Origin of the sequence: Caldithrix abyssi DSM 13497, from assembly GCF_001886815.1 — a bacterium.
Classification (GTDB): domain Bacteria; phylum Calditrichota; class Calditrichia; order Calditrichales; family Calditrichaceae; genus Caldithrix; species Caldithrix abyssi.
On sequence record NZ_CP018099.1, the window covers coordinates 4,222,360 to 4,247,020 of the forward strand.

10 protein-coding genes are annotated in these 24,661 nt (G+C 40.0%); all 10 read right to left on the reverse strand.

The window, feature by feature from the left end:
- Positions 1-36: 36 nt before the first annotated feature.
- On the reverse strand, positions 37-1,644 hold the full coding sequence (locus Cabys_RS16435; protein ID WP_044280996.1) for a GAF domain-containing protein: 1,608 nt from the start codon (positions 1,642-1,644) through the stop codon (positions 37-39).
- 20 nt (positions 1,645-1,664) lie between these two features.
- Positions 1,665-2,978, reverse strand: a complete 1,314-nt coding sequence (locus tag Cabys_RS16440; RefSeq protein WP_006927280.1) for a sigma-54 interaction domain-containing protein — start codon at positions 2,976-2,978, stop codon at positions 1,665-1,667.
- Positions 2,979-2,980: 2 nt separating this feature from the next.
- Complete coding sequence (locus Cabys_RS16445; RefSeq protein ID WP_006927281.1) at positions 2,981-4,261, reverse strand: peptidylprolyl isomerase; 1,281 nt, start codon at positions 4,259-4,261, stop codon at positions 2,981-2,983.
- 17 nt (positions 4,262-4,278) lie between these two features.
- The gene (locus tag Cabys_RS16450; RefSeq protein ID WP_006927282.1) at positions 4,279-5,115 is read right to left on the reverse strand and encodes a peptidyl-prolyl cis-trans isomerase; all 837 of its coding nucleotides are present in this window, start codon (positions 5,113-5,115) and stop codon (positions 4,279-4,281) included.
- Positions 5,112-6,824: a peptidylprolyl isomerase gene (locus tag Cabys_RS16455; protein ID WP_006927283.1), complete on the reverse strand. Its 1,713-nt coding sequence runs from the start codon at positions 6,822-6,824 to the stop codon at positions 5,112-5,114. The genes Cabys_RS16450 and Cabys_RS16455 overlap by 4 nt, the downstream gene beginning before the upstream one ends.
- A 232-nt stretch (positions 6,825-7,056) precedes the next feature.
- A complete protein-coding gene (gene mfd / locus Cabys_RS16460) occupies positions 7,057-10,377 on the reverse strand; it encodes a transcription-repair coupling factor (protein ID WP_006927284.1) in 3,321 nt (1,106 codons plus the stop codon).
- 9 nt (positions 10,378-10,386) lie between these two features.
- Positions 10,387-11,214 (reverse strand): tetratricopeptide repeat protein, encoded by an 828-nt coding sequence (locus Cabys_RS16465; protein WP_006927285.1) that lies wholly within the window; start codon positions 11,212-11,214, stop codon positions 10,387-10,389.
- Positions 11,215-11,940: 726 nt separating this feature from the next.
- On the reverse strand, positions 11,941-12,828 hold the full coding sequence (locus Cabys_RS16470; protein WP_006927286.1) for a metallophosphoesterase: 888 nt from the start codon (positions 12,826-12,828) through the stop codon (positions 11,941-11,943).
- A 38-nt stretch (positions 12,829-12,866) separates the two neighbouring features.
- The gene (locus tag Cabys_RS16475; RefSeq protein ID WP_006927287.1) at positions 12,867-13,658 is read right to left on the reverse strand and encodes a T9SS type A sorting domain-containing protein; all 792 of its coding nucleotides are present in this window, start codon (positions 13,656-13,658) and stop codon (positions 12,867-12,869) included.
- Between the two features lie 18 nt (positions 13,659-13,676).
- Entirely contained in the window at positions 13,677-24,332 is a 10,656-nt protein-coding gene (locus tag Cabys_RS16480; protein ID WP_006927288.1) for an SUMF1/EgtB/PvdO family nonheme iron enzyme, read from the reverse strand.
- Between the last annotated feature and the right edge of the window lie 329 nt (positions 24,333-24,661).

The window sequence follows — 24,661 nt, forward strand, 5'->3', positions numbered from 1 at the left end:
ATGATTTCAGAAAAAAGGCAATTTATTTCCGTGATTTTACACGTTAAAATCAAGATCTGTAAAAAAGTCTTCCCCATTTTCTGTTTTTTCTTCTTTTTTCCCCAACAATTGGATTACCTTTTCTTCAAATGCTTCTTCCTGATCAGGGAATATGGCAAATTCAAACTCAAATTCGATCTCTTTAAGATGAAATTCATCCGGTAAAGTGAGCGAAGCCATTTTTTCCTTAAAACGATTCATGGCAATGTGAATGGTTTCGTCCGTAATGCCAGGCATTAAAAGGGCGTATTTTCCGCTTTCAATCAAAGCTAAAAAATCCTCGGTTCGCACCACCGGACTGATGCGCTGAATTACAATCCGATCCAGACGATTGATTTGATGTTCTTCCAGATGGTTGAAAATTTCGTCTGCATTTTTAAACCGCATGACCAACAGGCCCAGCGTGCTGTTCTGACGCAGCATCAAACTTTTTTCTTCCTGCACGCGCTGCTCAAAATATTTTTTATTGGCGAGGCCGGTATTTTTATCGACAAAGCTTTCGCTGGCCACCTGTTCATAAACCTGTAAATTGGTAAAGGCCAGATTGATGGTGTTACTCAACACCTTAAAAATCCGCTTATCAATTAAATCGTAGTCGCCGCCGAACAATTTTTCGCCGCAGGCCATAATCCCTATCAATTTCTTGTTGGCCATCACCGGAGCCACCATGCGCGCGCCTGTTTCTTTAAAAAAGGGAATTAAATCTGCCGCTTCGCCTTTAAATTTCATTTCATCGGTATAAAGAATTTCTCCGCCGCTTTCAAAATAGCGAGCCAGGGCATCCGAGTTTTCTAACTTATAAACGTTTTGTTCACTGCCAAATCCTTTTGAATAAAAATCGCTAAAGGTTTCGCCATCTTTGTTTTTTAATAGAATAAAGGCGCGATCACAACCTAATTGCCCGACCAGCGTTAAAAGGGCCGTATTGATCAGTCCCTCCCGATCATGGATGGTAAATAGCTCATTGCTAACCTGAAAAATCTGATCGATTTCGTGCATGCGTTTTTTCAGGTTTTTTTCCACTTCCGAGATTTTTTCAGTTGATTCCAGCAATTGGTTTTTGAGTCGTTGAATTTGATCGGTTAACCGTTTCTTTTCCAGGCCGGCGTTTAAGGCGATGGCCATTACGTAGAATTGATAATAAAAATTCTTAAAAATCTGGCGGATAAAGTCGTCGTTGGAGTGATGCGTAAAAAGAAAGTAATCGTTCTGCCCCAGCTTAAAGGCGAAGGCTTCGTCGATTGCCAGACCTTCCGGCGGGACGATGAATTTATTGATCGGTTTTAATTTTAAAACCAGTTGGCGATCGATCATCATTTTTAATCGTACGCTATTTTTGATCACGTAGTTTAATGATTCTGTAAGATCGCGCCAGGCATTGGCGTTTCCGTTTGAATTCCACAAAACATGGATGTCGTTTTTAAAGGGATAGACCAGCTCTCTTAAAAGAGCGACAAAATTTTTTGCTTTATCGATGTTCGGTGCGCCCTCTAAGTAGTCTTTGACCATTTTATTAAAAACCGTATGACTTTGTTGTAAGATTTTGTTTTTAATAGCATGTTTGACTACAGGAACTTTCCACAATGTTTTAAGCATATTTCCCATAACAAACCCCATAAAAATGATTAAACCTGATTGATCAGCTTTCTGAATGTTTTGATATCCACGCCAAGCACTCTGGCGCTTTTTGCTTTATTTTTGCCCGTTAAATTGTAAATGTAACGCGCGTATTCTCGCTTTAGCTCTTCCAGTGTCCAGTGTTCGCTTCCTGCCTTGATCAGCGTTGCCGACATCTTATTAAAAATTTTTTGAGGCAACATGGACAGGGTAATTTGCTGAGGTTTCATATACATTATGGTTTCCACAACGTTTTGCAGCTCCCTTATATTTCCCGGCCAGTGATATTGTTTCAGGACCTCATAAACATTCGGCTGAACCGCTGGTTTTTTAATATTGTATTTTTTTACGTAATTATCAAGATAAAAATCAAAAAGTTGCGAAATATCTTCTTTACGTTGGCGCAGGGGCGGAATGTGTATTTCGATGGTGTTTAAGCGATAATACAAATCTTTCCTGAACTTTTTGTTGGCAATCTCTTCTTCAATATTTTTATTGGTTGCGGCAATAATACGCGCCGAAACTTTTTCTGTTTTAACCGCTCCCACCGGAAAATACAAACCTTCGTCCAGCACTCTTAAAATTTTGGCCTGTAAATGGACGGGCATTTCACCGATTTCGTCGAGCAAAATGGTGCCCTTGCCAGCGGCTTTGAACTTGCCGGGCGTATCGCGCACAGCGCCGGTAAACGCGCCTTTTTTAAAGCCGAATAACTCCGCCTCCAGTAATTGATCGGGAATGGCGGCGCAATTAATGTGGAAAAAGGGATATCGTTTTCTTGCTGATTTCTGATGAATCAACTTGGCCAGCACGGTTTTTCCGCTACCGGTTTCTCCGGTTATCAAAACGTGGATATCGCTTACGGCAATGTATTCGATCTTATGGAGGATGTCCTGTATGGATTTTGATTGCCCGATAAAACGGATTTCTTTGTCCGGGGCCGTTTCTTCCGGCGTTTCAATCGCCTGTTGGGCATACTGGCTTATCAAAGCGGGCAGGTCAAAAATGAGTTTTTCGCCCAGGGGAATGACAAAGATTTTGTGCTGCAATATTATGGGCCATAGCTGGTGTTTGGGTTTTGCGCTAAAACCGATTAAAGTGGACTGCGGGAACTGAATGGAAAGATTCGGTAAAATTTCCAGCAAATCCTCTTTAAGAAAATCGACATCTAACAAAACCAGGCGATGCGCATTTTCTTCCAGTGCGGCTTGCAGTTCATCAAATTCTTTGAACAACTGATAGCGCACATTTGAACCTTTTAATTGTTTGTTCAGCAGCGCCTCGCGCTCTGACGAAGGTTCAAAAATAAAAACTCGAATCATGTTCAGGATTCATTTATTTTAATAAAAATCTCTTTTTTCAGTTTTTCCAGCCACTTCTGATACTCTTTTTGCATTTTAAAATTTAAGGCCATTTGCTCGATTTGCTCCCAGTCGTTTTCCAGAGTGAAGCGGTGGGCCTCTTGCATAGCATTGAGTTTTACAATATGATAGCCGTAATCGGTTTTAAAAGGCTCGCTAATGTCGCCCGGTTTCATGGTTGCCAGCACCTGTCGAAATTGCGGGATTTGCAATTTGTCCAGTTCAAACGTGCCAAGGTGGCCTTTGTCTTTGGTAACATTTTCGTCGTCCGAGTACTTAAGCGCCATTTCCGAAAAATCGGCGCCGTCTAATATTTTCTGGCGAATTTCTTTTAATTCCTGCACCACGCGTTTTTCATCTTCGGCGGTTGGTTTTACCTGTATTAAAATATGCCGCGTATGGATGCGTTCGCCGCGCCGTTCGATGAGCTGGATGATGTGAAAACCAAACTGGGTCTGCACAATTCCGGAGATTTCGCCGTCTTTTAAATTAAAGGCCACCGCTTCATATTCGGGAACAAGATCGCCCCGCTGCGTAAAGCCCAGGTCGCCGCCACGGCGCGCTGAGGCAGGGTCTTCTGAATAAAGTTTGGCCAGCTTCTGAAAGTCCTCGCCATTTTTTAATTTTTCAAGGATCATTTCCGCTTTGCGATAGGCCTTCAACTGCGCCTCTTCCGAGGGCCGTACTACTTTTAAAATATGGCTGATGTCAACGGTGGCCGGTCGAACGGGCAAACTGTCTTTGTAGGTTTTGTAAAATTCTTCCACTTCACGACGCGATATTTTAACGTCGCGGAAACGCATGGCGCGCACCTGTTCCACCAGCATTTGCTCTTTGATTAACTTGCGTGTATCTTTACGGATCTGACTGAGGGAATTGCCAAAAATCTCTTCCAGCTTATCCTGCGAGCCAACCTGTTGAATCATGTATTTAATGCGTTCTTCCACGCGCTGGTCGAGCATCTGGTCATCGACTTTCACCGTGTCGGCTTCGGCTTTGGCCAGCAGCAGTTTTTGTTCGATCAGGCTTTCAAGCATCTGCTTGCGCAACCGATTGTATTCCTCCGATCCCGGCCGAATGTTCAGACGGTTTTGCACAATGTAGTTTTGCGTGAACTGTTCCACTTCCGAACGTAAAATGATCTCTTTATCCACAATCGCTTCGATGCTTTCCACCAATTGCTGTGGAAAAACCACGCCGACTATGGCGAGCATCAATAAAATGAATAACTGTATTCGCTTCATAATTTTTTTTACCTGTTTTATTGGATTTTACTTAAATATGTCTGAATTTGCACCTTTTGCTGGGCGTCCCTCACCAGTTCCTGGTATTTTTCGTCTCGCGCTCGTTTTTTCAAACGCAGAATAATCTCATCTTTTACCACGTCCAGGCTGCGCACGGTGCCTTTTTTCTGATAGTCAATCAATTGAATAAAATGGTAGCCGTCGCCTATTTTAACCGGCCTGGAAATCTTACCGGTTTTCAGCCTTTTTATGGTTTTTACGATGGGATCGGGCAGTTGCGAAAGAGGCACATAGCCCAGATCGCCATTGGGCTGTTCAATGCTGGATTTTTCGTCAAAATAATATTTTTTAATGATGGCCATTAAATCCTTTGCATTTTTGATCTCTTTAAAAATGGCCTGGTCGTATTGATCCATAAAAAGATGGATAATATGCGCTTCGTCTTCCTCGCGGCGGAATTCATCCCGGTGATTTTTGTAATACTCTTCAATTTGCTGATGCGAAATGGTGTACGATTTGTTGATCTTTTGATCAACCAGATTTTGAACAATCAGCGATTTGCGATATTCCTGCACCAGAAATTCCTGATATTCGCTTAGAGATACACCTTCGTCCATAGCCATCTGGTAGAGGGTTTCGTTTTCAACCCATTTGGAGATAATATTTTTCTTAAGCGAGAGCGCCAGGTCTTCCGGCAATCCCTGCGGCACGCTCTGCTTCACCTGCGCCAGACGCAGATAGCGGTCGTTAACCTGGGCAACCAGGTCTTCCGGAATTTCTTCGCCACGCCGACATGCCAGCGCCAAAAAACTGAGCGCTAAAAATACGATTAAAAGCGTTCTTTTTATGTTCATTGTAAGTTATCCACCACTTTTTTGTTTATTTTAACGGTGTAGCGATCCTTTAGTTCAGCCAGCCACTGTTCGCGTCGTTCTTTTAACTTTTTGTTACGAACGCGTACTTTAATCTGAGGATAGGCTTCTTCGTAGCTGCGGATGGTTTCCGGATGCAACTTTCCGGTTTTGAAAACCACGTACATATTGCGATACCTTACCGGTCCGCCGATTTTATTTTCGCCTAATTTAAACGCCTCCTGCGAAACAGCTCCGCGACGGTTCTTTGTTTTAAAACCAAGGTAACCTTTTTTCTTTTTGTAATATTTATCTTCCGTGTACTTCTCGGCTAATTTTTCAAAGTTGTAGCCCTGCCTGGCCAGGCGCAGCACCTTTTCGGCTTTCTTTTTGTCTTTTAAGGAAATTTCCCAGATTTCAATTTCCGCCGGTTTTACGAATTCATCGGCATGTTTTTCGTAGTAGGCCTTTATTTCTTCTTCGGTGGGTTCGACCTTTTGCTTAACCTCTTTGCTGTAAGCCAGCGCAGAAAGTTTTTGCACTTTATAATCTTTTAAATTGGTCTTTACCTCAAAGTCCTCAAACAATCCCATTTTGCGCGCTTCGTTTTCGATTAAGCGGGCCAGCATTATTTGATCAACCGTTTGCTCCAGCTTTTGAGGGTTGGTGAGTCTTCTTTGCAACGCGGCAAAACGTTTTCCTTCATACATTAAAAACAGATCGTCTAACAACAGCTCTCCGTTGTTCCAGCTGGCCAGAACAATTTGTTTTTCTGCTTTGCTGTAGTTTTTGGGTTTGTAGTAGCCGTTTTGCTGTTTCTTTTTGGCCAAACGGGCCACCGAATCGATATTGGCTTTAACCAGCTCAGCGTGATACTTTTCTTTTAAGGCTTTTTTGTGCGCATCCCACATCTTTAAAGCCGTGTCCTGATGCGCAAAATAGCGATTTCGTTTGATGTCTTTCTTTTGCCACTGGTAATTATTTTCATCAAAAAAGGGATTTTTACGTCGGTCTTCCACTTTGATGATGTGGTAACCGTAAGGCGTTTCTACGGGATCAGAAATTTCGCCGGGTTTCATGGAAAAGGCAGCTTTCTGGAATTCATCGACCATTTGCCCCCAGGTAAAATAGCCCAGGTCGCCCTTGTTTCCTTTGGCGGAGGGATCGTCCGAATATTTTTCGGCCAGATAGTTAAAGCTGGTTTTGCCGCTTTTGGCTTCGCGGGCAACTTTTTCTGCCAGCTTCAGGGCTTCTTCTTTAGAGCGTTTGGCCTTGCTGTTGCGCGCGCCCTTGTACTGGATTAAGATATGCCGGGCTTTTACTTCGTCGCGCTGTTTTTCAAAGGCTTCACGAATTTCATCTTCGGGAACCAATACATCGACGATTACTTTTTCGAAATATTTATTTCCGATTAAGCGCGCCTGAAAGTTGGCTAATTCGCTCAAATACAGACGCGTGGTATCCAGCCCCAGGTCTTTGGCGGCATTGGCCTGAAGATATTTTTCGATCATATAATTTAAAATGCTCCAACGCTGGGCGGAATCAATTTTAGCAATTGCCTTACCCGGAAATCGTCGTTGCAAAACAAATTTGTAATCGTCCACCGTAATGGTTTCTTTGCCAACTTTGGCAACCGTGTCGTCTGACAAACCGCAACCTGACAGAATATACAGGCCGACCATTAAACCTACAACCGCTAAAATCTTCTTCATTCATGCCTCCTAAGCTGGTAAATAAACCCATTAAATTTTTAATTCAAAAGGCGCCGCAAGTAGTAAGAGAATTCGTTAGTCGATTTCCTTTTTTTACTTTTTGTTGCCGGAAGGGCAACGCACAGCCGAATTCTCTTACACTCTGTTTCACATCGTTCCTGAGTCCGCTTTTAAAGCGGCGTCATGCCAATTTCATTTAAAGCACTAATTTTCTTTCAATTAATAATGTAATTTAATGCCGATCAATGATGTAATGCAATAAATTAATTGCGAATTGCATGCGTTCCTGTTTTTCTTTGCCTTTAATCTCAAATTCTACGCCCAGATTCTTTTGATTTAAAAACCGCACCGACGTCATTGTCTGGTTCATCATGCGCGGCATGTACTCCGAAAAGAACAGGTCTTCTTTTTCGGCCGCTGCGCTGAAAAACAGTTTTATCTTACGATCGTTAATAATAATCCGTTCCGCAAATAATTTTCCGGCCAGAATCTTTAATTCAATGGCCATTAAAAACAGCTCCACTTCCGGCGGGAATTGGCCAAAGCGGTCTATTAGCTCTTCTTTCAAGCTTTGCACCTGCTCGTGTCCGGTAAAGTTTACCAGACGATGATAGATGGTAATCCTCTCTAACTCGTAGGGAATGTAATCGGCCGGAATCAACAAATCGAAATCCACGTCCAGTTTGGGATCGGTGGGCCGTTGCGGAGCGATCTTTTTTTCCACGGCTTCTTCTTTCATTTCCAGTCCCTGCCGCAGTTCATGGACGGCCTCGTCTAAAATGCGGCAGTACATTTCAAAGCCCACGCTCTGGACAAATCCGCTCTGTTCCTTTCCTAACAGATTGCCCGCCCCGCGCAATTCCAGGTCGCGCAAGGCCACCTTATAACCGCTGCCCAGCTCCGTAAAATCCATGATGGCCCTTAAACGTTTGCGGGCCAGCGAACTCAGTTTTTCCATTGGCGGCACCAGCAAGTAGGCGTAGGCCTGTTCGTTGGAGCGCCCCACCCGCCCGCGTAGCTGATACAACTGCGCCAGGCCTAATTTATCGGCGCGATTGATGATAATGGTGTTCACATTGGGAATGTCCAGACCGTTTTCGATGATCATGGTGGCCAGCAATACGTCGTATTTTTTGGCCATAAAATCGAGCATAACCTGCTCCAGCTGTTTTTCCGGCAACTGGCCGTGCCCTACCGCAATGCGCGCCTCCGGTACAATCTGGCTCAGGGCTTCCTTAACGCCCTCAATGGTTTCCACGCGGTTGTGCACAAAATAGACCTGGCCGTCGCGCTGCAATTCTTTTAAGATGATGTGCCGCAATTGCCGGTCGTTCCAGTGAATGATTTCGGTGTGCACCGGCAAACGGTTGCTGGGCGGAGTATCGATGTTCGAAAGATCGCGCGCGCCCATTAAGGCGATGTGCAGAGTGCGCGGAATGGGCGTCGCCGTCATGGAAAGCACATCCACCGAAACGCGCAGTTTTTTCAATTTTTCTTTTTGACGCACGCCAAAGCGCTGTTCTTCGTCAATGATCAACAGGCCCAGGTCTTTAAATTTAACATCTTCCGAAAGCAGGCGGTGCGTTCCGATCACCAGGTCGATACTGCCGTCGGCCAGAGCCTGAATAATCTTTTTTTGCCGGGCAGGCGTGCGAAAACGATTAAGCATTTCGACGTTCACCGGAAATTCGCGGAACCGATCCGTAAAGGTTTTGTAATGCTGAAAGGCCAGAATGGTAGTGGGCGCCAGCAAAGCGACCTGCTTGCCGTCCAGAATGGCTTTAAAGGCGGCGCGCAGGGCTACCTCGGTTTTGCCAAAGCCCACGTCGCCGCACAGCAGGCGGTCCATGGGTTCGGGACGTTCCATATCGGCCTTAACTTCTTCAATGGCGCGCAATTGATCGGGCGTTTCTTCGTAAGGGAAAGTGGCTTCCAGCTCTTTGACCAGGTAATTGTCCGATGAAAACCTGTGGCCGCCGTGCGCCTTGCGGGCGGCGTAGATCTGGATTAATTCGGCGGCAATTTTTTGAATGGACTCTTTGGTCTTTTGTTTGGCGCGCTCCCACTCGCTGGTTCCCAGTTTGGTTAATTTTGGCGCGCCGCCGCCTTCGGAGCTGTACTTTTGCACACGGTTCAAACGATCGACCGTAACATAAAGATAATCGCCGTCCTGATAACCGATTTTAATGCACTCTTTTTTGACGCTGCCGTAGCTAATGGTTTCCATGCCCAGATACTGGCCGATGCCGTAATCCACGTGCACTACGTAATCGTAGAGATTCAGACCGCTTAACTGTCGCAGATATTCGCCGCTTTTGAATCGGCGGTAGGCTTTTTTGCGTTTGTAACGTTTAAAAATTTCGTGATCGGTTAAAATATCCACTTGCAGGGCGTCCAGGCTAAAGCCGTTGTGCAGGGTACCGATTTCAATTTTGCCGCGGAACGGCAGGTCTTCTTCTTCGATGATTTCTTCCAGGCGTTCTTTTTGTTCCTGGTTGGCAGTTTGAATGATCACCAGACGCTGCATTCGTTCAGCCGATTGTTTTTGCAAAAATTTCACAAATAACTTAAGGCTGCCGTTAAAATCCGGATGCGGACGCGCATTAAAATCAACAACCGGCGCCTGCGGATCGCGAATCAGGTCGCTTTTACAAACCGTCAGGCGACGGGCCATTTTATCCAAACGTTCCAGAGTTAAAAAGGTGGATTGCGGCGGCGGATTTTCGATGCCCAACTCCTGCTGATCCTGATAGGCACGGGAGGCTTTGTTTAAAAACTGCTCGGCCTTTGTGCGGGTCAACGCCCAATCTTCAAAAAAGAGGATGGCGTTCTCCGGCAGCAGTTGATCGATAAACGCTCTGTTTTTGCGGTTTTCCAGATTGGGCAGCAGGGTGGCTTCCTGCGCGGGTTTAATGGAACGCTGCGAAATAACGTCAAAAAAGCGCATGGAATCGATCTGATTGCCAAAAAATTCGATGCGCAACGGATCGTCGTAATTCCAGACGTACACATCCACGATACCGCCGCGCACGCTGAACTGCCCCACGTTTTCCACGATTTCCACGCGTTCCAGACCGATTTCCGTCAGATGCGGCAACAATTTGTCAAAACTGATTTCCATGCCGCGTTTAAGATACAACTGCAAATCGACAAACTCTTCGGGTAAAGGCAGAGATTCCAGCAAGGCCTGAGGCGTTGTAACGGCCAACCAGGTATCGTGTTCGATTAAGGTTTGCGTTGTTTCAATGCGCAAACGAAGCAGACTGGGGCTGGCCTCCACCGTGTCGTACGGATCAAATTTAAGAGGCGGCATAAAAGCAAAAGGCAGTTTTAAACCGAGCAGTTCCAGGTCGTCGCGTAGCTTTTCTGCGGAATCCAGATCATTGGCAATATAAAGCAACGGACGATCTAATGTTTCGCTCAGGCCCTGCGCAATAAAGGCCCGCAATGAGCCGCTAAGGCCTATGAGTTGAACGATTCTATTTTTTTCAACCTTTTCCAGTAATTGGCGAAATGCCGCAAGCTCGGTTAGTTTTTCCTTAAGCCAGTTCATTGCTCCGTATCAGTTACTGATTTTTGATTTGATCATGTCCAGTTCCTTACGATAGCGGCCTTCTGGATAGGTTTTGATCATTTGCTGATAATATTTTTCAAAAACATCGTTCCTTCCCAGATAGTGGAAGGAAGCGGCGGTCAAAAAGCCGAGGGTTTCTTTGTCGTAAAAGTTTTCGTCCAGTTTAGCCGTGGCCTCGCACAAATTAATGGTTTTTAGATAATCTTTGCGATCAAAGGCGATAAAAGCCAGCCCGAACAGAGCAGAAGCGCGCTGTTTGCCCCCCGGGGCGTTTTCCAGCAATTCTTCAAAAATCCTTTCCGCCTCATTTAGCTGGTTTTGATAATATTTTACAAATCCCTTCATGTACAAAATCGAAAGCCAGTAATCTTTATCGTTCTGAAAAAAGAAACCTTCCGCCTCGTTTAGCAGTTCCCACGCTTGCTGGTACTTTTGATGTTTAAAATACAGCTTGGCCAGATTAAACAGGGCGTACTGCTGTTTGACGGAACTGCGATCGATACGAATCGATTGTTCTAAATTTTCAATCGCTTTTTGATCCTGCCCCATGCTCATGTAACTAAAACCGATCAAACGGTACAGGTCTTCTTTGGCGTTGTAATCGGCGTTTAGATCGAGACAGTTTTCCGCCGCTTCAATGCAACTTTGAAACGACTGTAAATTGTAAAAGGTCCAGCTCAGCTCGGCCCAGATGAAGGCGCGGGTCTGGTCGTCGGTCGTTTCTTTTAAAGCCTGTAAATAGGTTTCTTTGGCCTTTTGATAATTTTGATTGCTCAAATATTTACGGGCCATTTCCAATGCGTTTTGTTTTTCCATATTGCTGCCTGACGTTGTTTAATTAAATTTATTAAAATAACCAGAAAGGAAATGCAATGGCAAATTTATTTTTTTGTCTGGTCGGGTTTTTTAAGCGTGCCATTTTTGTATTTCCTTGCGAATTTAAATTTTTGAGTTAAGCAGAATAGTCACGAAATTTACAAATTGGCGCGAAAGGATTTCTTTAATTTTAAAAAATCTCCCTTGAAAGATCTGTTCCGCGATGGCGGGAGCGAAAATTTTTGTGCCGCTGGGGTGGTTGAATGGTTGATTAGTCGCCGGCCTGTCATTCCAATTCATGCGTAGGCAGGATGAGTGTCAACCTAACCCATCTTGAACACGAAAACTGCTTAAGTTATTTAAAAACAACATGCCGTTCTTTTTTATTACCACTACAATATTTAAACTCTTATCTTTTTACTGCCTAATGGCGTGAGAGTGAAACAATGAACAATTAATAATGAATAATTCTTTTTGTGCCTTTAAGTGGATGGAAAGGCGTTGATTTGCATGATTTGTTCTTTCCACTTTGTCATTCTCAACGGGGCCGAGTATGGTGAAAGAGTGGAGTTTTCCCCTTTGTGTTTGCAAGGGATTCTTCTAGGGATGAATTGAACTTAGAACAAAACCGGATTTGAAAAATGGATTTCCCAAAATAACAATCAAACAAAGGCCATTTTTGTTTGAACACTCATAAAAAGTTTATCAAACGAAGCCGTTCCTTTCTTAAATTCGTATGGTGTCCATCAGGCCGTAACAAGAATAAACCCTAACATTTTTCCAGGTAAACACGGCTTTACGGTGCAGGTGGCCATGAATCACGGTTTTAACGTCATATTGGCAAATCAAATCCCAGAATCGTTTACTACCATTGAAAGCCGAAAGATAGGCGTCCAGCACACCTTCTGCGGCCAGACGAGGTAAAATCGGCGCATGGTGCAACACAACGACTTGTTCCAAACCTCTGGTTTCCTGCAATTGCTCTTCCAGGCGATGCAGAAAATAGGCGGTCATCTCCTGATCCGATTTGCCCCAATTGATGTACAGGCGGTCGTACCAGTGCAACGATTCCCAGCGGCCGTTATTTTGAACCAGTAAAATCTTTCGGGCAAAATCGCTTTCATTTAAATCTTTGAACGATTTTGTGGCGGCCGTTTGCAAAAGGTTGCGGATTTCATCGTTGTTCATGGTTTCCCATCGGAGCAGCTCATCGCAGGCAATGACCGGCCAATCAAAATCATGCGTCAGGCGCAGAGAATAATCGTACCAGCCCATATTGCCGCAAAAGGCCGTGTTGCCAAAAATGATCGGTTCTTTGTCCAGCAGATGAAAACCGTATTCCTGCCAGGGGAATTGCAAATAGTCTTCGTACAGCGCGTCGGTGTGCGGTTTATCCTGCCACAGGTCGTGATTGCCTAATACCAACAATTTTGGCTGGGGCAGGTCGGCAAAGGTTTGCAAAAATTCCTGCAGTAGCTTCTCATCAAAGGCATCCAGCACATCCCCGGCAAAAAGGATGAGTTCTGATTCTTCTACTTCAATCTTTAATCGTATTTTCGCTAAATTGGCATGGGGAAGGTGTAAATCAGAAAGAACGGAAAGCTCTTTAATAATTTTATCCCCCTATCCATTTTATATTTTTTAAGTAAGCCCTATTTAATTAGTACTATTTTTTTCGTTATTATATATTTTTTAGCACTCGATCTTATAAAATAAATTCCACTTGATAAATTATTTCTATTTAATTTTAAATTATAAACCCCTGGTATATAATATTCATTTTTTAATGTTTTTAGATACTTGCCATCATTGGTAAACAAATCTATCTTAATTTTACAAGCCTTTTTTACATCCAGTTTAATATTTGTTATAGGATTAAAAGGGTTAGGAAATATATCCATTAAAAAATAGCTCTCTACTATAATATTAGGATACTTTTTTATTGAAGAGGGGATTGGACTTTCATATAAAATTCTCAGTTCATCCTCATAATCCCAATGACTTGCTGTATCTAAAGAATCAACCAGCGTCATATCAACCGTATCAGCCTGGTCATGCTCACTAATTATTTTAAATGAACCGCCTAAACTTTTTAAATAATCTTTATTCCAATAAAGCTTAATTGCCTCTCCATCAGCAGAAGCTTGATATTGAACAACGTATTCATGTGAGACCCTCTCGGATTCACTGCCTGCTAATCTTATATCCTTACGGTAATCTTCACCATCCCATGTAAATCGGGCATCAAAGCCTGAAGGAGGTTTTGGTGGAGCATAAAGGTCTAACCCAGAATCATATCCATCTGTGCCATTATAATTGGTCCCAAAAACGATAGTATCCTGAACAATGCCATCAGTTACTCTAAGTGAGTCTTCAAATTCATATTTCTGTGCAAAAAGTAAAGAAGTTAAAATCATACTAAAAAAGATTATTGTGGTCCTCATTTTTTACCTCCAAAATGGTTATTTCATTAATATCATTTTTTTAACAAATCTTTTCATTCCTTTATTGACAATATAAAAATAAATACCTGAACTCATAGGATGCCCCATAGCATTTTTACCATCCCATTTTATTTTATGAATACCGGCTTCTTGATAACCAGAGAATAAAGTACGAATTTTCTCTCCCAAAATATTATATATTTCTATTTTTACTTTTCCAGATTCAGGTAAGTCATATCTAATTTCTGTAGTTGGATTGAAGGGATTAGGATAATTTTGATAAACCATAAATTTCTTAGGAATTATCTTTTCAATAGTTAGTATTAAACTTTCAATTAATTTATTATTAAATACAAATTCACCGCTTTCTTTAAAAGTAAATTGTTCATTCCCTTCATTTGCTTTTAAAACGTATTGATAACCATCCTTAGATTCTAATCCAGTTATTTCCACATTAATAGGATAATTTGAAGTTTGAATTAATATTTTTACTTCATTTTTCCCCGTTGCATAACATTGATTATCAAATCTGACATCGAAACAATTTGAAGGAGGAACAGGTGGTAATGTGTACTTCAAACTATCTTCAGCATTTTTATATTTTAAACCAAGATATAAATTTCTATGAGAACCCCCAGCATCCGTAATAGTAATTGTAGGATATGAATATATTATATGGTAAACTTTTCTTTTAGCTAAATATTCTGAATTAGTGTTATTAGCCAAACTTATAGTTATTCTTCCTGAATCACTTGCTCTAAGCCAATAACCTTTTCCCTGTCTAATTGTATCAGATAAAACATAATATCCGTCCCATTGATAGAGAGTATTCTCAATAATCACTTGATCTGGATCTTCTACTGCTGCCAATGGTACATCTCCGGAAGGTCCTGCAATCATATTCCAGTCTTTTATCAAATCTATGGTAACTGATTGAATTGCCTTTCCATTTATTTGTACAGTGTCATCGATCTCATTTCTTAACCAATAACCAACACCAGGTTTTAAAGTGTCTTCCAATTCATAATAACCTTGCCAACTATAAAGTGTATTTTCAATGGCATTCGGGAAAAGCGTTAGATAATAACCATCATGTACTTCCAATGGTAAGCCAACCATATTCCAGTCTTTCATTAGAAACACTTCAAAGGATGTCACATTTTGATAAACAATAAATAATTCATCAATTTCAGTATTGATTACTGTATAGGAACTATCCTCCCGCATATCTATATTTATCTCTTGAGGCGAATCAGGATCATCAACCAGAGTGTAATAGCCTTCATCATTAAAAGCTGAATTGTTCCATTCAAGTGTAATTGGATCTCCACCGTTTGAATATTGGAATTCAACATTCCAAACAATACGAACTGAATCGTCCGAAGAAAGTGGGGCACGGAAATCTTTTATATACCTTTCATTATTAAGAGAAAAGGAAGCATCAAAAGAACCCGATGGCGGAGGTGGCGGCGCATATTGGTCATAATCATCATCATAGTTATCTGTTGCGTTGGTTGCTGTACCAAAAGTCAATTCTGATTTATTACCATTTTCATCACTAACCGTTAAGACTGATTGCCACTGAATATCATCGGGAATGGGGTTTTGTGTGACAGTGACAATAAAGGGAGAATTTATTACGTCATCTGAAGTTGCTTTAACTTCTACATTTCCGGTTCTTTCTGTCCCTGTGTTGTTGGATTCAGCAGTAATTGTAAAACTTCCTGGAGTTATGCTATCAGTGATATTCACCGACAACCAATTATCAGAAGTAGTTACAGTAAATTTTAAAGAATCATCATTACCGGAGTTCGTAACGCTAAATTCAGAACTGGTTCCACCTGCAGGTGGAGCATCCCAGGATTCTGGGGATACACTTAATTCAGGCGCATTCTTTGTTGTGAAATTCCATTCATCGCTCCAGGAACTTGTTCCTGAAGAATTTTGTGCGTTGGTTCTCCAGAAATATTTTGTACTATAATGTAAAATATCATCCGTGACTTCATATTGGGATGTATCTATTCCTTGCTGATTAATAATTAAATGACTGAAATCAGAAGAATCCGAGACCTGAAGTTGATAAGTTTCCGCATTTTCAACATCGTTCCAATCTAAAATTAACGTTAGTTCTTGATTTAATGAGTTGTTCTCAGGGGAAACAAGCTGCGGAGCTGCAGGTATTGATTTTTCTACCACAGGCCCTTGTTTTTCTTGCGTAGCCTCACCAATTGCAGTGATTTCATTTATATCTTTTGCTTCAAATTTGTAAGTATAATCATTTCCTTCCACTAAACTATCAGTGGTTAATAAGTAAATTCGGCCTGAAATAAAAGATTCGGAATTTGCCTGAGACATAACAAATGGGCTACCATTAATCGCATTACCATTTTTAAAAATATAGACCTTAGGATAACCTTCCGCGGGTTGATCTCCATCTGGATCACTATATTTGACACGGAAGGTCACTGTTTCATTTTCCTTTAATGTATCAGGATTGACGCCATCCGATTCGTAACCGGCTTCACCTGTCCAGGTTAAAGTTGGTTCTCCTAAATATTTTTTAGCAATACGAAAACCTGTATCACCATTACTCAGATTCGCACTAATATGTTCTCTATTCGTTACACGTAAAATATCTGCTGTACTACTCCAACTTCCACCTCGCAAAATACGTCGTTCATCTTCCTGGCTACTTGGACCTACAGGATCTGTTTGCGGTTCAGAGCTATAGTTGCCAAAATAATCCCAACACCATTCCTGATTATTGCCCGACATATCATAAAGCCCTAATTCATTTGGATTCTTGGTACCTACAACGTGAGGTTGTGAACCACTGTTATCTAAATACCATCCCACTTCATCAACATTATTACTACCACTATACTCATAATCATGAGATTGATTCCCTCCACCTGCTGCATATTCCCATTCTGCCTCCGTTGGCAGGCGATAACCATTTCCATCCCAATTACAAGACCAATCATTAAAATCATAGACAGGCGTTAAACCATTCTTCTCACTATAGTAATTTGAAAAGGCTACCGCCCCATACCAGGTCACTTCACAGACCGGCTGATCATCTCTCCCATCTTCTACGACCAATTGTGTTCCATTATAACTGATATAGCAACCTTCAGCATCCAAATCGAGTAATTCCTGGTGCTCACCTGCGGTATTTTCTACTGTTGTGCTATTAACTGAAATTTTTCCCTGCTCCAAAGCCCAATTATAAACTTCAACAAACTGACGATTTGTAATTTCATGTTTACTTAATTGAAAAGTACTCACAGTAACTTCATGCTCAGGTTGTTCATCACTGGGGCCATTATTATTCCCCATTATAAAGGTTCCACCATCAATTTTATACATGGTTATTCCGATGGGCTCCGCACTTGCGCTATCCGTTACCACCGGCCCACTCAAGGTATTGGTACCTTCTCCCTCTGCCATAGCCCCATTAGCGTCCTGCGCATCGAAACGATATGTGTAATTATCACTTGCCGTTAAGGAAGAAGTAGAATAGGTGTAAATTCTACCGAAAGTCACAGGATCGGAATTAACGGCGGACATAGCAAAAGGACTGCCACTTATTTCTGTGCCATTATTAAAAATATGAATCGCCGGATACCCACTACTTGGTTCGTCTCCGTCGGCATCCGTATATTTGATCCTAAATTCAAACGCACTACCCTCATTACCTTCATCGGGATTGACCCCATCTGTTTCGTATCCGGTTTCACCCGTAAAAGTTAAAGTGGGCGCAATGTTCTCACCATTGAATAGTTTCCGAACTTCAGCATCACTTAACGCCTTATTGAAGATTTTTACTTCATCAATTGATCCAGGGAAATAGGTAGGAGCTTGACCACCACCACAAATATTTCCAATTGCGAATTTGCTAATTAATTCCGACGGATGGCTTGTAACAACGCTACTATCAACAAATTTTTTCCCATTAACATATATTTTTCCACGGTTGTCTTCAAGTACCGATACAATATGAGCCCATGATCCTGTTTGTAAGGCCGTATCCGCCGTTAATGTCACATTACCTGAACTTAAGTTCCATTTATATGTTGGCTTCGTAGTTCCTAAAAATCTGAAACCAAATTGATCTACATCTCCCATATCAAGCGCAAATCGATTATTCGTTGGAATTTCATCAAATTTTATCCACATTGAGATGGTATAGTCACCTTGGTTAATTGAACTTAAATTTTCTTGAATATAAATAATTATTGTATCGTTATCACTATCAAAATAAAATGCCTGTTCCAATGCATCATCATAACCACTTGTTAAAGTTGCATTGTACACCGTCCCAGTATTACCATTTCCAGAAATATCGGTTGCAGTTGAAATATTTCCATCATTAAAATTCCAATATGCCACAAGACTGTCGCCATTACTACTATTTTCTATAACTACTGGTCCATTCATAGTATTTGTACCATCTCCATTGGCCACCGCGCCATTAACGTCCTGTGCTTCAAACTGATAAGTATAATTATCGCTTGTCGTTAAACTGGAAGTAGAATAGGTGTAAATTCGGCCATCGGTTACCGGATCAGAATTCACCGCGGACATGATAAATGGACTACCGCTGATTTCTGCGCCATTGTCAAAAATATGCACTACAGGATAGCCCTCTCCCGGATCATCTCCGTCGGTATCGGTGTATTTAATTCTAAATTCAAACGTGCTGCCTTCTTCACCTTCATCCGGATTGACGCCATCTGAATCATAACCGACTTCACCTGTGTAGGTTAGAGATGGAGCGTTGTTGATATTAGCAAGTTCATTGATTTCCGATTGAGATAAAGCTTTATTGAATAATTTCAATTCATCTATTCGGCCAACAAAGCCCCCACTACCACCTGATGTGGCTCCGATAAAAAAGTTAACAATTTCCCCGCCCCATGAGGTTATAGTTTCGCTGGTATCTTCTACTGCATTAATATATATTTTACCGGCATTTCCGTCATTAACAGCACAAATATGATACCATTGATTAAGTTCTAATTCCGTTTTAGAAATTGTTCTTACATCTCCGTCATACGTTATCCATTTACTCACAATATTTTGAGAAGATTCAAACCGAATACCACGTTGGTCATTTAACGGAGGTTCAGCATCAGGATTGGCTGCATCTGTAATATAGCGCGTATCATTTATCGTCGCATCAAGATAAACCCAGCATGAATAAGAATGCTCGCGGCTTGGAAACTTCTTTAGTTCCTCTGAAAGATTTCCTATTTCAATATAATCACTTCCATTAAATTGAAGAGCGTTACCAGAAACGCCCTCCACTGTTGTAGGTGTCCCCTGGATTGTTCCGTCATTCCCATTGCCACTATTGTCCGTAGCCGTACCGTCATCAAAACTCCAATAGGCCACAAGGCTATCGCTATTACCACTATTTTCCGTAACCTCCGGCCCATTCATTGTATCGGTGCCTTCCCCCTCTGCCACCGCGCCATTAGCGTCCTGCGCTTCGAAACGATATGTGTAGTTACCACTTGCCGTTAAGCTGGAAATAGAATAGGTATAAATTCGGCCATCGGCTACCGGATCAGAATTCACCGCCGACATGATAAAGGGGCTGCTGCTTATTTCTATGCCATTATCGAAAATATGAACCACCGGATAGCCTTCTTTAGGCTCATCTCCATCCACATCCGTATATTTAATTCTGAACTCAAAGGTACTGCCTTCAATACCTTGGTCTGGATTTACGCCATCTGTTTCATAACCGCTTTCTTTGGTAAAGGTAAGTGTTGGCGACGTATTTTGCTGTCCATTTATCGTAAGAGATTTTGAATCATAATTATTGTGGTCGTTCCCATCTAATGCAAATATTGATGTTGTACCAATTTCTTTTGGATGGTAGATAACAACTGCAACACCATCCTCATTAGTGTATATGGGATTTGAATCTTCGAACTCTCCAAGGGTTTCGTCTTGATCAAAATCTATAGGATAATTAACTTTTATTGGATTCGTGGTTGCAGTACATGTAACTTGCGTATTTATATCCGTTGGATTTGGTTCTAATGTCAATTCAATATCCAGCGTATTTGGATCATCAACAGAAAAACTATAATATCCTGTTAAAGGTTCTCTAAGTTTGGTCTCACCTTGGCTACCTTGAAAATAATAGGTATGATCACCTTCAGAAAATGTACCAGGATTACTAACATATATATATTCAACACCTTCTGACCAATTAGATCCCTGGGGTGTCATTAAATATTTTGCTTCATCATCAATGACTAATTCTATTGGATTATCTGGTGGTTGATTATCTGGATCAATATAAAGTACAGTAAAAGTATATTCATCATTAATAGTACCGGAAGAAGGATTGCATACCCCATCGCTTAAATGGGCCGTTAATTCTGAATTGTCACGTATTTCAATTAGGACATAATTATCATCACTATCTATTACAACCATATATAATGCATCATCTTCTTCTGAAGATGATGACCTAGTAGTAATAGTATTAGTGGAATTATGATCAACAGAATAAAGATTTGTATAGATGACATTATTAACATCAGTTAAAGATTGCGCACTTTCAATTATATTAAAATCTTTACTCATTTTAGCTAATGATATTCCGGCAACTCCATAATCAATAATCGCATTATACTTATCCTTTTTTTCTTGAGTTAAATCCGACATATCTATTGCAGTTTTTGCAAATGATTTAGCTACACTAATCTTTATTCCCGACACTACAGCTTTTAAAGAAACTGGACATGTAGCTTTTGTAACCATAGGTTCAGGAACTAAACAGGTTAAAGCACCTATTGAAGCAACAATATTAAATGGATTACTTGCATAATCGACAAGAGTATTACCAATAGATTTAATTAAATAATTTCCTGCAATTTCCAAGGATTTATGTGCTAGTGATTCATCTGGAGGTATAGATGAAGAATTTACTTTATCGCCAAAAGTTTTAGTATCATTATTTAGATCCACTGCTTCTCCTAGATCAAAAATAACATCATTTACAGTAATCCATTTATCAACAATTAATTCATTACCACCATAATCACTGGTGGTTTCAACAGAAACCGATAAAACTTTATCTACTGCTTCGCCTTCTTGGGAGAAAAATTTATAAATATAATTATTTGTCTCTGCAGAATTCGTACTAATGTAATTAAAATCACCATTTTCGTTTGTTGTGGCCCATAATGAAGTGCTTACTAAATCTACAGGATCTTCAGCACCAATTGTATAATTTGGTTTACGATTTTGATTTTTATCCTCAACATATCCAATTATTTGCAAACCATCTGGTGGATAATCGACTAAATTTATAGACGTTATTTCAATATTTATATCATTTCTAGATTTGGCAGCTTTCTCAATAGCATCTAAAATCTCAGAATCTCTATTTTCATAGATACCATAAGTATCTTTATCCCAGTCATTCTCCGGTAAATCATTATGTAATAACTGCCAAAAATTTGACCCATTTACACCCTGATTATCAAATCGCTGATAAATACCATTATAATAATCAATTCTTATCTGTTCATCCCCATTAATTTCTCTTTTAAAACCAAATTCTTCAATTAGAAAAGGTTTATCCAATTCATTGCTCAACTCTTTACGTTTTGAAAAATAATTCTCCATCTCATCAAGGTTTTTCAAATCTAATTTTTCAGGTTCTGTATATAAATGTAATGACGTAAAGTCTATATTTTTTCGGTTATATATATCTTTAAAATAGACTTCATCTTCCTTATTATAACTAAAGTTTCCCTCACCTCCTAAACCAATTAAATGATTTGGGTCTAAACTTTCTCTTATATAGGAGCTCATTTCTTCTATCCATTTTTTAAATTCTGCAGTATCTGTTGGAGCGGGAGCACTCCAATTTGATTCTCTTGGCTCATTAGCAAGTTCCCAAGCCATTATTGCATCACTTTCACGGAATTCAGTTACAATTTTAGTAATGTAACTTTTATACCAGTTCTTAATCGTCTCATTAGTATAAAAGTGATGTTCATATTTTTGTTTTGATGTATCTAATTGTGCATTAAACTTTTCATTATACCATATTACATACCTTTGCATTCCACCATAATCTGTCCAATGATTTACTAAAGGCATAATAAGTTTGAATCCCCTTTGTTCAGCAAGTTCAACGACTCTTTTAAGAGCGTTAAAGTTTTCTTCATTTAATTCTTCATCTGGATCCATTTGTATAACTGAAGGGGACTCAGGATCATCATTAAATGCCCATGTTCTTATTACATTAATACCTCTTTGCTCGCAAATATCTAACAAATCTTGAATAATATATTCCTTGCCCTGCGCAATTAGATCTTGCATAAAATATAAGTTAACACCAACATATGTTATATACTTTCCTTGGTATTTTAATTTATTTTTTTCTTTTGTAATTAACTCATTTTCATTAACATTAAGTTCAACAATTGAAAATTTATTACTCTTTGAATAAACATTATAATTCTCAGAATCAGTCAATTTAATATAACAATTTTCAGATGGTGTATTAGGAATCTCCTCCCATTCATATTTTCCCAAACTCGCTTCAACATTGTTCTGTATAGTAGCCCATGAAGCGCCATCATCTACTGAATATTCAATTAATAATGTATTAACCCCTTCACTCTCCCAAGTAATATCTTGTTTTGTGCCTACTGCCCATTTCTCTCCGCCTTTTGGAATATTAATTATTATTTTTTTTAGTTTTATTTTAATTATTGGTTGTTCACTCCAACCCCATCCGTCTGTATTACGGTATCCGCCATCCACATCTGTTTGTGTGCTTAATGCTCTATAATAATCTCCTTCATCATTAAGTGTTACATAAAAAATAAATGTTTTTTCACCATTATTACCATATACAATTTGGCCGGATGATGTGTTGTCGTAATCATAAGATTCCGATTTATTTCGATCCAATACCAACCTCGTCCGAGCATAATAATTATTAACATTGGGATTAGTAACGGTTATTCTAAATTCAAGTTCGGTTCCTGCAGTTACACTTTGCCCTGTAACATCTTCTCCATTCTTATAAACTTTTATATCCTGTCCATAAGGCATATTTCGTGTAAATTCGCTATAATTGGTTGTATTACCATAGATGGTTACATTCTCTTTTTTCCCCCAATATTCTTCACCAAAAATATTATTCGGATCATCCGGTGTATGGTAAACTTTGTAATAATATCCGCTTCCTGCATCTAAATTTGAGAAATAGGCATTACCATTAGCATCAGTGTTATCAGTGGCTATCAAAACGCCTTCACTATTATAAAGCTGCACTCTTCCATTATCTGCAGGATATGGTGTAGATGTACCGTCAATATTCTTTACTTCTACCGTTAAATCGCCATATTGGTTTTCAATAGTTATAATTGGTTGTTCAATCCAACCCCATCCGTCTGTATTACGGTATCCGCCATCCACATCTGTTTGTGTGCTTAATGCTCTATAATAATCTCCTTCATCATTAAGTGTTACATAAAAAATAAATGTTTTTTCACCATTATTACCATATACAATTTGGCCGGATGATGTGTTGTCGTAATCATAAGATTCCGATTTATTTCGATCCAATACCAACCTCGTCCGAGCATAATAATTATTAACATTGGGATTAGTAACGGTTATTCTAAATTCAAGTTCGGTTCCTGCAGTTACACTTTGCCCTGTAACATCTTCTCCATTCTTATAAACTTTTATATCCTGTCCATAAGGCATATTTCGTGTAAATTCGCTATAATTGGTTGTATTACCATAGATGGTTACATTCTCTTCTTTTCCCCAATATTCTTCGCCAAAAATATTATTCGGATCATCCGGTGTATGGTAAACTTTGTAATAATAACCACTACCTTCCTCAATATTTGAAAAGTATGCATTACCATTCGCATCTGTGTTGTCGGATGCTACCAAAGTCTCACTATTATAAAGCTGCACTCTTCCATTATCTCCAGGATATGGTGTAGATGTACCGTCAATATTCTTTACTTCTACCGTTAAATCGCCGTATTGAGGTGCCTGAATTATATTAACAGTTATTTCATAACTTTCAAAGCCAAGGCAATCGCCAGCACCATTCGGATCATCATCTCCAATGTAGCCTCCGCTTGGATCATAGTTAAAATTGCTATAACTTTCATCTGTTCCCAGTCCCATGCGAAATTTGATTACAAATTCGCCCCAATTTTTCGGTTTAACATTTATAAAAACAGCATTCAATTCACCTGCCTGCCAGGAATCGTTGTCAACAGCTTCGTACATGACATAATCAGCATATTGGTCCCCACCGCCAGCTTCCGATCCAAAATATAAAGATTCATCAAGGTCGCTACTTGTATATGTAGTAAAACTAATTCTATCCTTATCACTACTTGAATTGAACTGAACAAAAGACATTGTCAAATTGTTGTAAGGTGCCGGGTTATTATCTGTACCTATGTTTTTTCCTCTTAATCTTATCTGAAATGTCTCGTCTAAAGTATTTAATTCCACATCAATTGAAGAACCAAAATCAACCAGCTGTCCGTCAACCTGGATATCTAGCACATCAGGAATACAATCTAAATAACCTTGACCGAATAAATATGTTGTGGTTACGAAAAAAAATAGGACAATGTAAACTTGCTTTAAATTCATTTTATTTGCCTCCAAATAAAAATTAATTTTTCATTTATATAAGCTAATAAGATGCCAAAATAAATGAAATTGCATAACTAGTAATAAAATCCAATAGTTATAAAAAGCATCAAGATGCAAACTTTTATATTTTATGTTTCCCCCCGTCAACATCCCGTTTCCAAACGGCAACATTTTTTGCCTTTTTGATCCAAAAATTCTTGTGTCTTGCCACAATTGTTATTATTTTTATTTTGAAACGTTTAATCCACTCTCTGGCTATAATTTAATTAAAATAAATACGCAGGCGGCGTGTCCTTCTGCATGGTGTAAATGGATTTAGTTTAATT